The 12,916-nt window shown below is 69.9% G+C and carries 11 protein-coding genes; 4 read left to right on the top strand and 7 right to left on the bottom strand.

Features of this window, described 5'->3' with window-relative positions:
- Window positions 1-20 precede the first annotated feature (20 nt).
- Together ABTU92_RS23180 and ispH are read right to left on the bottom strand one after the other, a co-directional pair.
- A complete protein-coding gene (locus ABTU92_RS23180) occupies window positions 21-989 on the bottom strand; it encodes a homoserine kinase (protein ID WP_408093984.1) in 969 nt (322 codons plus the stop codon).
- Window positions 990-1,107: 118 nt separating this feature from the next.
- A complete protein-coding gene (ispH, locus tag ABTU92_RS23175) occupies window positions 1,108-2,088 on the bottom strand; it encodes a 4-hydroxy-3-methylbut-2-enyl diphosphate reductase (RefSeq protein WP_408094001.1) in 981 nt (326 codons plus the stop codon).
- Window positions 2,089-2,335: 247 nt separating this feature from the next.
- On the opposite strand from ispH, the gene ABTU92_RS23170 reads away from it, so the two are divergent.
- Window positions 2,336-3,043, top strand: coding sequence for a DUF1013 domain-containing protein (locus tag ABTU92_RS23170; protein ID WP_408093983.1), 708 nt, complete (start codon window positions 2,336-2,338; stop codon window positions 3,041-3,043).
- Window positions 3,044-3,460: 417 nt separating this feature from the next.
- On the opposite strand, the gene ABTU92_RS23165 is transcribed toward ABTU92_RS23170, so the two are convergent.
- Window positions 3,461-4,276 (bottom strand): response regulator transcription factor, encoded by an 816-nt coding sequence (locus tag ABTU92_RS23165; protein ID WP_408093982.1) that lies wholly within the window; start codon window positions 4,274-4,276, stop codon window positions 3,461-3,463.
- A 791-nt stretch (window positions 4,277-5,067) separates the two neighbouring features.
- Here ABTU92_RS23165 and ABTU92_RS23160 point away from each other — a divergent pair.
- Entirely contained in the window at window positions 5,068-5,499 is a 432-nt protein-coding gene (locus ABTU92_RS23160) for an NUDIX domain-containing protein (RefSeq protein WP_408094000.1), read from the top strand.
- Between the two features lie 19 nt (window positions 5,500-5,518).
- On the opposite strand, the gene ABTU92_RS23155 is transcribed toward ABTU92_RS23160, so the two are convergent.
- Window positions 5,519-6,502 carry a glutathione S-transferase family protein gene (locus ABTU92_RS23155; protein ID WP_408093981.1) on the bottom strand — a complete coding sequence of 328 codons (984 nt, stop codon included), beginning with the start codon at window positions 6,500-6,502 and terminating at the stop codon, window positions 5,519-5,521.
- 114 nt (window positions 6,503-6,616) lie between these two features.
- Between ABTU92_RS23155 and ABTU92_RS23150 the strand changes: the two genes are divergently transcribed.
- Together ABTU92_RS23150 and ABTU92_RS23145 are read left to right on the top strand one after the other, a co-directional pair.
- The gene (locus ABTU92_RS23150; protein WP_408093980.1) at window positions 6,617-7,123 is read left to right on the top strand and encodes a GNAT family N-acetyltransferase; all 507 of its coding nucleotides are present in this window, start codon (window positions 6,617-6,619) and stop codon (window positions 7,121-7,123) included.
- Window positions 7,124-7,185: 62 nt separating this feature from the next.
- The gene (locus tag ABTU92_RS23145) at window positions 7,186-8,169 is read left to right on the top strand and encodes a Bug family tripartite tricarboxylate transporter substrate binding protein (protein ID WP_408093979.1); all 984 of its coding nucleotides are present in this window, start codon (window positions 7,186-7,188) and stop codon (window positions 8,167-8,169) included.
- Between the two features lie 263 nt (window positions 8,170-8,432).
- On the opposite strand, the gene ABTU92_RS23140 is transcribed toward ABTU92_RS23145, so the two are convergent.
- The 3 genes from ABTU92_RS23140 to ABTU92_RS23130 form a co-directional block, all read right to left on the bottom strand.
- Window positions 8,433-8,984 carry a sugar O-acetyltransferase gene (locus ABTU92_RS23140; RefSeq protein ID WP_408093978.1) on the bottom strand — a complete coding sequence of 184 codons (552 nt, stop codon included), beginning with the start codon at window positions 8,982-8,984 and terminating at the stop codon, window positions 8,433-8,435.
- A gap of 222 nt (window positions 8,985-9,206) precedes the next feature.
- The gene (locus ABTU92_RS23135) at window positions 9,207-10,424 is read right to left on the bottom strand and encodes a LeuA family protein (RefSeq protein ID WP_408093977.1); all 1,218 of its coding nucleotides are present in this window, start codon (window positions 10,422-10,424) and stop codon (window positions 9,207-9,209) included.
- 360 nt (window positions 10,425-10,784) lie between these two features.
- Window positions 10,785-12,857: a hypothetical protein gene (locus ABTU92_RS23130; RefSeq protein WP_408093976.1), complete on the bottom strand. Its 2,073-nt coding sequence runs from the start codon at window positions 12,855-12,857 to the stop codon at window positions 10,785-10,787.
- Window positions 12,858-12,916 lie beyond the last annotated feature (59 nt).

The raw sequence follows: 12,916 nt of genomic DNA, 5'->3' as shown, positions 1-12,916 counted from the left end.
GCCACGTTTGCGGGACATGCTCACGCCGCGTCGACGCCGTAGTCGCGGGCGCAGCCCACCGTCTGATGGAAGCGGAGCTTGCGGTAGTATTCCATCGGGTCCTTCGGCTTGACCAACGCGCCGGCCGGCCTGGAAAACCAGTCGTACAGCCGGGTCAGCAGGAAGCGCAGCGCGGCGCCCCGGCACAGCACCGGGAGGGCGGCGCTCTCGTCGCGCGACAGCGGCCGCACCTTGCCGTAGCCGTCGAGCAACGCGCGGCCCTTGGTGACGTTGTAGGCGCCGTCCGGCTCGAAGCACCAAGCGTTGAGGCAGATCGCGACGTCGTAGGCGAGCGTGTCGGTGCAGGCGAAGTAGAAGTCGATCAGGCCCGACACCCTGTCGCCGAGGAAGAACACGTTGTCGGGAAAGAGGTCGGCGTGGATGACGCCGCGCGGCAGGGCGTCCGGCCAGGCGCCTTCGAGGCTCGCGAGCGCCGTCTCGACCGCCTCGGCGAGGCCGGGCGTCACCTCGTCGGCGCGCGCCTCGGCGGCCTCGAACAGCGGCCGCCAGCCGTCGACCGAGAGCGCGTTGCGCCGTTCCATCGGAAAATCGCGACCGGCGAGATGCAGGGCGGCGAGCGCGCCGCCGAGCGCATGGCAATGGGCGACGCCCGGCCGCCGCAGCCACATGCCGTCCAGGAAGGTGACGATCGCGCAAGGCCGCCCGGCGATCCGGCCGAGCGCCTGGCCGGCCCGGTTCTTCACCGGCTGCGGGCAGGTCAGTCCGCGCGCCGCGAGGTGCTCCATCAGGCCGATGAAGAACGGCAGGTCGGCTTCCGCGACCCGCTTCTCGTACAGCGTCAGGATGTAATGGCCGCGCGACGTGTGCAGGAGGAAGTTCGAGTTCTCGACCCCCTCGGCGATCCCCTTGCAGGACAGAAGGGAGCCGAGATCGTAGTCGGCCAGATAGGCCTGCAGCTCGTCGGCCGTGACGTCGGTGTAGACGGCCATCCCACCCCCAAAGAGCATTTGTCCGCGACATGGGCTGCGGCCCGTCGCGGAAAATGCACCCCCTTCGATACCACTCGGCCCGGCGCCGGCACCCGCCCGCCGCTCGCGCGGCGCGCCCTCACTCGGCGGCGGTGCCGGCGGCCTTGTCGAGCTCCCGGAGCTGCCGCGGCAGCGGGAAGAACATGCTTTCGGTGGCGCCCGACACGGTCTCGACCGCGACGTCGAAGCGCGCCGCGAAGGCGTCGATGATCTCCTCGACCACCACCTCGGGGGCCGAGGCGCCGGCCGTGAGGCCGAGCGTCCTGATGCCGCCGAGCTGCGACCAGTCGATGTCGGCGGCGCGGTCGACGAGCTGTGCATGCGGGCAGCCGTTGCGCAGGGCGACCTCCTGCAGGCGCTTGGAGTTCGAGGAGTTCGGCGAGCCCACCACGATCAGGGCATCGACGCGCGGCGCCACCGTCTTCACGGCCTCCTGCCGGTTGGTGGTGGCGTAGCAGATGTCTTCCTTGTGGGGCGCCGTGATCTGCGGGAAGCGCCGCTGCAGGGCCGCGATGATGCCGGTGCAGTCGTCGATCGACAGCGTCGTCTGCGTCACATAGGCGAGCTTCGCCGGGTCGCGCGGCGTGAAGGTCTCGACGTCCGCCACCGTCTCGATCAGCGTGATGGCGCCGGGCGGAAGCTGCCCCATGGTGCCCTCCACCTCGGGGTGGCCGGCATGCCCGATCAGCACGATCTCGAGGCCGCGCTTGTGGTGCACCTCGGCCTCGCGATGGACCTTGGAGACCAGCGGGCAGGTGGCGTCGAGGGCGAAGAAGTTCCGCTCGGCGGCGCTCTGCGGCACCGACTTCGGCACGCCATGGGCCGAGAACACCACGGGCGCCGTGGTGTCGGGGATCTCGTCGAGCTCCTCGACGAAGATTGCGCCCTTCTTCTTCAGGCTCTCGACCACGTAGCGGTTGTGGACGATCTCGTGGCGCACATAGACGGGTGGCCCGTACAGCGCCAGCGCGCGCTCGACCGTGTCGACGGCCCGCACCACGCCGGCGCAGAACCCGCGCGGCGAGCACAGCAGAATCTGCAGCGGCGGCTTGGTCTGCACGGCGGCATCGACGCCCGAAACGGCGTCCGTGGCGTCGGGGGCGGGCGGCATGGCTGGTCCGTGGCTCGTCATGTCGTCTCCTGATCCGTCGGTTTGGCCTCCCCCCGGAGCCCTGTCAAGGCAGGGGTCCGGGCGGGTTGCGCCGGGGCCGGCGTCTCGACTATATAGGTTCTGAATTCCGTCATTTCCTGAAATGACACAGGCTTCGCCTCCGAGGGGCGGGCGAGGCACAGAGGAGCTTTGACCCATGTCCACCCAGCCGCTCATGCCCAAGGCCACCGCCGTCTGGTTGGTCGAGAACACGGCTCTCTCGTTCGATCAGATCGCCGATTTCTGCAAGCTGCACCCGCTCGAGGTGAAGGCGATCGCCGACGGCGACGCCGCCCAGGGCATCAAGGGCCTCGACCCGATCGTCACCGGCCAGCTCAGCCGGGAGGAGATCGCCCGGGCCGAGAAGGATACCTCCATCCGGTTGCGGCTCGCCGAGTCGAAGGTGCGGGTGCCGGAGACCAAGCGCAAGCGCGGGCCCCGCTACACCCCGGTGTCGCGCCGCCAGGACCGCCCCAACGCGATCCTCTGGCTGGTGCGCAACCATCCCGAGCTGAAGGACAGCGCCGTGATGCGCCTGGTCGGCACCACCAAGGCGACCATCAAGGCGATCCGCGACCGGACCCATTGGAACTCGGCCAGCCTGACGCCGCTCGACCCGGTGACGCTCGGCCTGTGCTCGCAGATCGACCTCGACATGGAGGTCGCCCGCGCCGCCAAGGAGCGGCCGCCGACCGACACCGAGCAGGGCGTCACCCTGCTGCCCGCCGAGGTGACCACCGGGCCGGGCGCCGAGGAGGCCGACGAGGAGGAGACCCGGCGTCCGAGCGAGGAGCTCGACGTCGAGGCGGTGTTCGCCAAGCTCAAGCAGATCGGTGGCGGCAAGGCCGACGACGACGAGGATTGACCGACCCCGTGGGCGCCGGCTGCGGTCGTCGCCCGGTGGCGTGAGCGATGCCGGCGCTTGACGGCTGGACTTGCCCCCTGGACCTGCCCCTCGGTCTGGACTTGCTCCTCATGGTGACTTGCCCCTCACGGTGGTGAGGAGCGGCCGAAAGGCCGCGTCTCGCACCATGCGGCCCCTCGGGACGAGGTCGGAGCGAGCTGGCGACACTCCGACGTGAAACCACTCCGACGCGAAACGCGCGTCGCCGGTCGGTGAAAACGTTTCGGCCGACCGTCATGGTGTCTCGGGGGCCGCTCCTTGGCGTCCCCTTAATCGACAAGGAGGCCGAAACGACCGTCGCGGCGCCCGGTGCGGGACGCGATGCGATCAGGGCGGGGATCAGGGCCGCGACCAGGGCGGGGGATCAGGCTCGCGAGGTCAGGGGCGGCCGTCGGGGCTCGCCGCCTGCTTCTCGGTGCGGCCCTGGGTCAAGGCCCAGTGCACGGCTTGGGTGCGCGACGGCAGGCCGAGCCGGGCCAGGATGCCCGACACGTGGATCTTCACCGTGTTGGGGGATAGCCCGAGCTGGCGGGCGATCTCGACATTGGTGAGCCCGTTGGTCATCAGGGACAGCACCTGCCACTGGCGCTTGCTGAGGATCGGCTGGCGCTCGTCGCCGCTGTCGCCGCCGTGCAGGCGGTGGGCGAGGCCGCGGGCGGCCGGGCGCGGCGCCACCGCGCTCAGCACCGCCGCTTCGAGCCCGCCCGCGACGGCCGCGACCACGTCCGGCCGCTCGGTCCCGACATCCGCTGCTCCCGCGGCGTTCGGAGCCACGGCCGGGCCGCCGGCCCGCTGGGCCTCGGCCAGGGTGGCCGCCACCGCGGTGACGTCCACGTGCAGCAGGACGGCGCGGCTGCCGTCGGACACATAGGGCAGCCCGAGCAGCATGAGCGACGTGTTCTGGACCGGGGAGCGGCGTTGATAGACGATCGAGACGATATCGGTCTGGCCGGCGAGAAGCTGGGAGATGCCGGTGATCAGCCGAGGCGACAGGGGGTCCGCGAAAGCACAGAAGCGCAGATAGTTCTCGCCGATGCCGTAATTCGGTGGCGACCGATCCTCGAAGGGCAGCACCTGACCGCCGGCATCCACGAAGGATTTCCATTGCGGGTTGACCGCGAGAATGAACCCGAACCGATCCAGCAGCGCGGCGTAGACGGTCAGGTCGCGGAACAGTGCGTCGGAGGTGGTCACTCGCAATCCCCTACTGCGACTCGGGCTCGGCGATCCGTCGGGCCGGGAGACGACCCATGTCCGGGCCAATCCTCCGACCGCCGGGACAAGAAGTGTCACGTATTCGTGACACGCCCGGCGAGCGGAGCGTACTAGCCTCAAGTCTAATTCTCAATCGAACCCGTATTAGCCCGTCTGACTGTGCATTTTCGGACCTCGCCGACCGAGAACTTATTCCCTATAAACTTTAGGATGAGGGCGATATCGTTTCGATCTGCATGGGTGTACTTGTTTCGAAGCTACACAATCGCAATCCGCCACTCGAATCAATCCCGATCACCCACTAGAAAATCTGATTCAACCCCTCGTCTTCTCGAATTAGGAAACTATCTGTCACCTTTCTCTCCCAATCCTTGCCTGTGTCGCCGAGGAATGAGGTTTCAGGTCGTGAGCCCACGCGGGCTCACGTGATTGTGATCAGCTCGCCTCGAACGCGATGCGGGCGTTCTGCGATCGGTGCAATCGATCGCGCGCCGATCGGCGGGCCCGGTTCACGGTTCATCGCTGTTCGGCGGCCGTGACCTGGCCGCGGGCGACGCGGACGAATTGGCCGCGGACCGGCGCAGTTGCTAGCGTGCGCCGAATCATCGGCAGCACCGAATCATCGGCAGCCGAGCACAGCCATGGCGGAGCACGACTTGTCCCGATCCGGTCCGCCTTCGCCCCACGAGACGGGCGCCGGGCCGTCGGCTGCGCGGGAAAGCCGGGCGGCACGCCTGCGGCGCGGCGGTGAACGCGGCCTGCGCAGCGCCATGCATGTGTGGTGGCGGCTCAGCCGCGGCATGACCCTCGGCGTGCGGGCCATGGTGATCGACGGCGACGGCCGGGTGCTGCTGGTGAAGCACTCCTATGTCTCGGGCTGGTACCTGCCGGGCGGCGGCGTCGAGCCGGGCGAGACCCTGCACGAGGCGCTGGAGCGCGAGCTGCTCGAAGAGGGAAACGTCCGGCTGAACGGCGCCCCGGTCCTGCACGGCCTCTATCTCAACGCGCACGTGTCGCGGCGTGATCACGTCGCGCTCTACGTGGTGCGGGCGTTCGAGCAGCCGTCGGCGCCGATCCCGAACCGCGAGATCGTCGCCACCGGATTCTTCGCGCTCGACGCCCTGCCGGACGAGACGACGCGCGGCACCCGCGCCCGCATCGCCGAGGTTTTTCACGGCACTCCGGCGACCGGTCGCTGGTAGGGCGCGCCCTCCTGGATCCTCATCTCGCGAAGCGGCCGCGGTCGTGCGGGGCCGAGAAGTCGAGTTCCGGGCCGAGCGGCACGATGCCGGTCGGGTTGATGGTCGGGTGGCTGCCATAGTAGTGGCGCTTGATGTGATCGAGCGACACGGTCGCGGCGACGCCCGGCACCTGATAGAGGTCGCGCAGATAGTTCGACAGGGCCGGATAGTCGGCGATCCGCCGCAGGTTGCACTTGAAGTGACCGACATATACGGCGTCGAAGCGGATCAGCGTCGTGAACAGCCGCCAGTCCGCCTCGGTGAGCCGGTCGCCGACCAGATAACGTTGCACCGACAGCCGGACCTCGATCGCGTCGAGCGCCGCGAACAGCGCCCGGAACGCCTCCTCGTAGGCGTCTTGGGTCGTCGCGAAGCCGGCCCGGTACACGCCGTTGTTGATGTCGGCGTAGACGAAGGCGTTGATGCGGTCGATCTCGTCGAGCAGGTCGGCCGGCGCGTAGTCGTCCGTCACGTCCGTGAAGGCGTCGAAGGCGCGGTTCAGCATCCGCGTGATCTCGGCCGACTCGTTGTTGACGATGGTGGCCCGAACCGTGTCCCACAGCACAGGGACGGTCACGCGGCCGGAGTAGTGCGGCTTCGCCGCGACGTAGACGTCGGCGAGCGTGCGGGCGCCGAGGATCGGGTCGCCGGTCGATCCTTGCGCCGTGTCGAAGGTCCAGCCGGAGCGGCCCATCAGGGGCGACACGATCGACACCGCGACGACGTCGTCGAGCTTTTTCAGCGCCCGCATGATCAGGGTGCGGTGCGTCCACGGGCAGGCGAGCGACACGTAGAGCCGGTAGCGCCCGGGCGCGGCCGGGAAGCCGCCGTCGCCGCTCGGGCCGGCGGCGCCGTCGGCCGTCACCCAATGGCGGAACTGCGACTCGGTGCGGACGAAGCGTCCGCCCGTCTCCTTGGTGTCGTACCACTGGTCGTGCCAGATGCCGTCGACGAGCAGACCCATGCGTTTCTCCGCCTTCGCCTTCCCGGCCGCGCACGCTTCTCGGGCCGCCCGATGCCTGCTATCTAGGCGTCACGGCCGCGCCCGGCATCCCCTCCCGAGCCCGTTCCCAGTCGCATGACGGATCTGTCGCTCACCATCCTTCCCGAGACACCGGCCGACACGGCCGCGGTCGAGCGGCTGCACGAGCGCACCTTCGGCCCCGGGGCCTACGCCCGCACCGCCTACCGGATCCGCGAGCGGGCCGCGCATCACCGCGACCTGTCGTTCCTGGCCCGCATCGGCACCCTGCTGGTCGGCTCGGTGCGGCTCACCGCGATCCGCATCGGCGACACCAAGGCGCTGCTGCTCGGGCCGCTCACCGTCGAGCCGCCGTTCCGCGACCGCGGCATCGGCCTCGAGCTGATGGAGCGGGCGTTGGCCGAGGCGCGCGCCCGCGGCCACCGGCTCGTGCTGCTGGTCGGCGACGAGCCTTATTACGCCCGGGCCGGCTTCAAGCGCGTGCCGCGCGGCAGTGCCCTGATGCCCGGTCCGGTCGATCCCGCCCGCCTGCTCGTCGCCGAGCTCGAGCCCGGCGCCTTCGCCGGGGTCTCGGGTCCTGTCCGCCCGGACTGGGACGCCTGATCGGTCTGCGTCGTCGACGAGCGTCCACGAAGCCACGAAGAAGACTCGAACGAGGAGATCCCATGCTCGACCTGACGCGACGGCTGGCGACAGCCGCCACGGTGCTCGCCGCCAGCTTCGCTCTCGCGCCCGGCGCGCACGCCCAGGCGCCGGCCTATCCGGCCCAGCCGGTGCGCTTCCTGATCGCTTTCGCGCCCGCCGGCCCGGCCGACATCATCGGCCGCATCGTCGGGCTCAAGCTGCAGCAGCTCTGGGGCCAGTCGGTCGTCATCGAGAACCGCGGCGGCGCCGGCGGCAACATCGCGGCCGTGCAGGTCGCGCGCGGCCAGCCGGACGGCTACACGGTGCTGGTCTCGACCAGCGCCTTCGCGGTCAATCCGAGCCTCTACAAGAACCCCGGCTACGCCGGCGAGACCGACTTCAAGGTCGCCGGGCTCGCCGCGACGACGCCGAACCTGCTCGTCGCCGCGCCGGATCTCGGCGTGAAGACCCTGAAGGACGTGATCGCGCTGTCGAAGACCAAGAGCCTCGCCTTCGGCTCCGCCGGCACCGGCACGACACCGCATCTCTCGGGCGAGCGCATCTTCCGCTTCCTCGCCAAGGTCGACATTCCGCACGCGCCGTTCACGGGCGCCGGTCCCGCCCTCAACGCCGTGATGGGCGGCCACGTGGCGCTCGCCAGCGTCGCCATGCCGGCGGCGACCGAGCTCGCCAAGTCCGGCAAGGTGGTGCCGCTCGCGGTGACCAGCGCCAAGCGGGTCGAGGCGCTGCCGGACGTGCCGACCGTCGGCGAGGCCGGGCTCGAGGCGGTCGACGACGCCACCTGGGTGGCGCTGTTCGTGCCGGCCAAGACGCCGCAGGCCGTGATCGACAAGCTCAACGCCGACCTGAACACGGTGCTGAAGGAGCCGGATGTGAAGGAGCAGTTCGCCCGCATCGGCTTCTCGGCGCTGGGCGGCTCGCAGGCGGACGCCGAGCGCTTCGTCAAGGCCGAGATCGCCAAGTGGGGCGACGTCGTCAACCGCATCGGCCTGAAGATCGAGTGATCCGATCGGGACGGGGAAGGTCCCGACATCGCAGCGTCGTGCCCCGGACAAGGCGCAGCAGGCCGCAGGCGTGCTGCGCCGCGGAGCCGGGGCCCAGGGGCGCCACGGCACAGAGGCTTCGGCGCCACGGTAACGGTCGGGCCTGTCCGCAGGGCCCTGGGTCCCGGCTCGGGCCGCACCGCTTCGCGCTGCAGCCCGTCCGGGACACGGACGCAGCATGGCCGGGACAGGCCGGCGCCGACGAGCCCCGCTCTGCTTTCTGATCAGCGCCGCAGCACACGGGCCGGATTGCCGGCGACCGTGGCGCCTTCCGGCACGTCGCGCGTGACGATGCTGCCGGCGCCGATCACGGCGTCGTCGCCGATCGTCACGCCGGGCAGGATCACGGCGGCGCCGCCGATCCAGACGTTCCTGCCGATCACCACCGGCCGTCCGAATTCGAGCCCGGCGCGGCGCGTCTGCGGATCGCGCGGATGGTCGGCCGCGTAGATCTGCACGGCCGGGCCGATCTGCGTGCCGTCGCCGATCGTGACGGCGACCACGTCGAGGATCACGCAATTGTAGTTGAGGAACACGTCGCGCCCGAGCGCGATGTTGAAGCCGAAGTCGCAGAAGAACGGCGGCCGGATCACGGTCCCGTCGCCGACCGCGGCGAGCCTTTCACGCAGCACCGCGCGGCGCTGCGCCGCCGACAAGTCCAGCATGGCGTTGTAGCGCGCCAGCCAGGTCTTTGTCGCCGCCTGGTCGGCCTGGATCTCGGCGTCGCCGGGCCGATACAAGTCGCCGGCGAGCATCTTCTGCTTCTCGCTCCGCACGTTCCCTCGCCTTCTCTCGCGTCCTCTGACTACAAACAAAAGGGCCGCCGGTTCCGGCGGCCCTTTTTTTCCGTCATGGCCGGGCTTGTCCCGGCCATCCACGATCTTGCTGTTGCGAAGCATTCGGTTCGTGGATGCCCGCGACAAGCGCGGGCATGACGAGTCCGAGATTGTGACAGCTGGTATGACGGGTCAGAGTCCCGACGCTCGCCGGACGACGCCTCACGCCTTCACGGCCATCACGTCGCGGGCGATCTCGGAAAACTCCTCGTCCGTCACCAGGCCGCGCTTGGCGATGCCCTTGTCCTTCACCTGCTTCAGCATCTCGGCGACCAGTGCGTCGTCCGGAATGGGCAGGCCGAGCTTCTCCAGCGTGTAGGTGATCGACGCCTTGCCGCTCTTCTTGCCGAGCACCACGTCGCCGGCCCGGCCGGTGAGCGCCGGATGGGTGCCGAACATGGCGAGCGGCTCCTTCACGACGAGATCGACGCCGATGCCGGACTCGCGGGTGAAGTTCTTGGAGCCGAGGATCGGCTTGTTGGCGGCGATCGGCACGCCGGTGATGCGGCTCACGAGCGCGCCGAGCTCCGGCAGCTTGTCGAGCTTGTACTGCTTGTCGTAGCCGTACAGCACGTGCAGCGCGACCATCAGCTCCTCCAGGGCGGCGTTGCCGGTGCGCTCGCCGAGCCCGTTGGCGCAGGAGTGGATGCAGCTCGCGCCGGCCTCGACGCCGGCCAGCTCGGTCGCCACCGCCATGCCGAAGTCGTTGTGGGTGTGCACCTCCACGGGCAGGTTGGTGAGCGCCTTCACCCGGCGCACCATGTGCTTGATCGCCTCGGGCAGAGCGCAGCCCATGGTGTCGACGATGCCGATCGAGTCGGGCGGTGCCTCCTGCATCAGGCGCGTCAGCAGGTTCTCCAGATCCTCGGGCCGGGCGCGTGTCGTGTCGTAGGGGAAGTAGACGGCGTAGAGGCCGCGCTTCTTGGCGTAGTTGACGACCTCGATGCTCTTCTTGAGCACGTCTTCCCAGGTCCACTTGAACTGGTACTTGAGCTTCGGATAGCCGATCGGGATCTCGATGATCACGCCGTGGCAGCCGCAGTCGAGCGCCTTGTCGATGTCGACCGTGACGGCGCGCGCGAACGAGAAGATCTTCGACTTCAGCCCGAGCTTGGAGATCTCCTTGATGGCCGTGAAATCCATCTCGGAGACGGCCGGCATGCCGGCCTCGATGCGCTCGACCCGGACCTCGGCGAGCTTCTCGGCGATCGCCACCTTGTCGGCGACGTCCATGACGATACCGGGCGTCTGCTCGCCGTCGCGCAGCGTCGCGTCGTGAATCTCGACCTTGGCCGGGAGCTGTCGGGCCGCGACGACGTCGGCGGCGTTGTTGTAGGGGGAGACCCACCACTCGTTGTCGCGGATGTGAGTTTCGCTCATCGGATCACCTTGGTCGTCGAGGGTTGGTCGTCGCAGAGGCGCGAAGGATCGCAGATGCGCGCGTTCGTGCGACGGCACGATGCGGCGCGGAGGGAGACCTTGTGTTTAACGCGCGGCGCCGCGATCCGTCCATCGGGGCGCACGCAGGGCGGTTCCGCCGTTGCGACAGGAAGAACGGGGATGGCTCTTTCCCTCTCCCCGCGTGCGGGGAGAGGGTGGCTCGCCGCGCAGCGGCGAGTCGAGTGAGGGGGCCTCTCGTGGATACGGAAAACGCCCCCTCACCCGACGTCCGCGCTGATCGCGCGAACATCGACCTCTCCCCGCGTGCGGGGAGAGCGGAGAGCGGAGAGCGGGCCGAGCCTACCGTCCCTCGCGGGCCCAGGTCAGCGCGAGGCTGCCGACGAGGAGGAGAAGTCCCAAAAGGCCGGCGAACATCGGCAGCACGCCGACGCCGCGCACCACGCTGGCGTCGCGCATCCTCAGGCCGATCCACGAATCGCCCTTGAACGTCTCGGACGAGCGCACCGCGACGACGCGCGGCACGTCGATCTCGGCGCCGGCGCGCGCGGCGAGCCGCCGGGCGCTGCCGCCGGTCGCGTCGGTGAACGGCGCCATCACATCGGTCGTGGAGGTCACCTCGGCGAACTCGCGCGGGTTGGGTGGCCCGACATTCACCATCGCGGTGAGCGTGCCGTCGGACGCACGCCAGAGGCCGAGCTCGCTCGCCTCGATGCTCTTGCGCCAGACGCCGGCGTCGGCCGGGTCGAGCGCGAGCGTGCGGGTCGCGCCGGACGGCGCCGTCAACGTCACGGGCGCCGCCGTCTCGGCCATGGTCTGGCGCTGCACGACGATCTCGCGGCCGCGGGCGAACAGCCGCAGCGCCTCCTCCTCGAGGTCGGGCTGCTTCATCAGCCAGTGCGACAGCCGGCGCAGGAGGTCGATATGCGGCCCGCCGCCCTCGTAGCCGCGCGCCCACAGCCAGATGTGATCGGACAGCAGGAGCGCGACGCGGCCCTCGCCCTCGCGGGCGAGCACCAGCAGCGGCTTCTCCTCCGGCCCCTTCATCACCGTCATGCCCTCGATGGAGCGGGCGTCGACCAGGCGGAACCAGCGGCTCCAGGCCGGCGGCTCGGCGCCGGCACCCTCCAGGGTGCGGGTGACGGGATGGCGCTTGCCGAGGTCGGTCAGCGCGGCGTGGAACGCCTGCTCGGTGACGCGGCCGTTCGGCTCGGCCGGCAGGATCGCCTCGAGCGGCGTGCGCCACAGCGAGGTCTGGCTCGCATAGTCGGGACCGGCCGCGACCAGCACGGCGCCGCCGTCGCGCACGTAGCGGGCGATGTTGTCGAAATAGATGATCGGCAGCACGCCCTGGCGGGCGTAGCGATCGAAGATGATCAGCTGGAACTCGTTGATCTTCTGCTGGAACAGCTCGCGCGTCGGAAACGCGATCAGCGACAGCTCGTTGATCGGCGTGCCGTCCTGCTTCTCGGGCGGCCTGAGAATCGTGAAGTGGACCAGGTCCACGTTGGCGTCGGACTTCAGCAGATTGCGCCAGGTGCGCTCGCCGGCATGCGGCTCGCCGGAGACGAGCAGCACGCGCAGCTTGTCGCGCACGCCGTCGATCGAGACGACGGCGCGGTTGTTGAGCGGGGTGAGCTCGTCGAGGATCGGCGACGCCTCGATCTCGACGATGTTCTGGCCCGGATGCGGGATCGGCACCTGCACGCGCACCTGATCGCCCGACAGCACGCTACGCCGCTCGATGGTCTCGCCGTCGCGGCTGATCCGCACCTCGGCGGGGCCGCGCGGCGCGCCCGTGTCCTCGACCCGGAACGTGATGGTCTGCTGCTGGCCGACGATGCCGAAGCGCGGCGCCGAGACGAGCACGACGCGGCGGTCGCGCTCGCCCGGATGGCCGGTGACCAGCGCATGCACGGGCGCCGAGAAGCCGAGCGCGCCGGTGTCGGCGGGCACGTCGTGGACGCGGCCGTCGGTCAGCATGACGGCGCCGGCGACACGCTCCGGCGGCACGTCGGCGAGCGCCGCGCCGAGCGCGTCGAACAGGCGCGTGCCGTCGGTCTCGCCGTCGGCCTGGCCGGCCTCGACGGTGCGCAGCTCGAGCCCCGGGATGCGCGCCAGCCGCTCGGTCAGCGCGGCGCGCGCGGCTTCCGCCTGCTTGGCACGCTCGCCGAAGCCCTGGCTGGCGCTCTTGTCGACCACCATGACGGCGACCGACGACAGCGGCTCGCGGTCCTCGCGGGTGAAGGAGGGGTTCGCCAGCGCCAGCACCAGCAGCGTCAGGGCCAGCGTCCTGATCAGGGCGCCGCGCATGCGGGCGACGATCAGCAGGAGCGCGATCACGGCAGCGACGGCCGCGGCGACCCACACGACGTAATCAGGAACGAGCGGCGCGAACGAGAGGCCGAAGGTCATGCGGTATCCGGTGCTGCGACGTTTTCAGCGTCGTCATGCCCGGGCTCGTCCCGGGCATC

Source organism: Rhodoplanes sp. SY1 (assembly GCF_046000175.1).
Classification (GTDB): domain Bacteria; phylum Pseudomonadota; class Alphaproteobacteria; order Rhizobiales; family Xanthobacteraceae; genus Rhodoplanes.
This window is presented reverse-complemented; position numbering and strand designations above follow the sequence as displayed.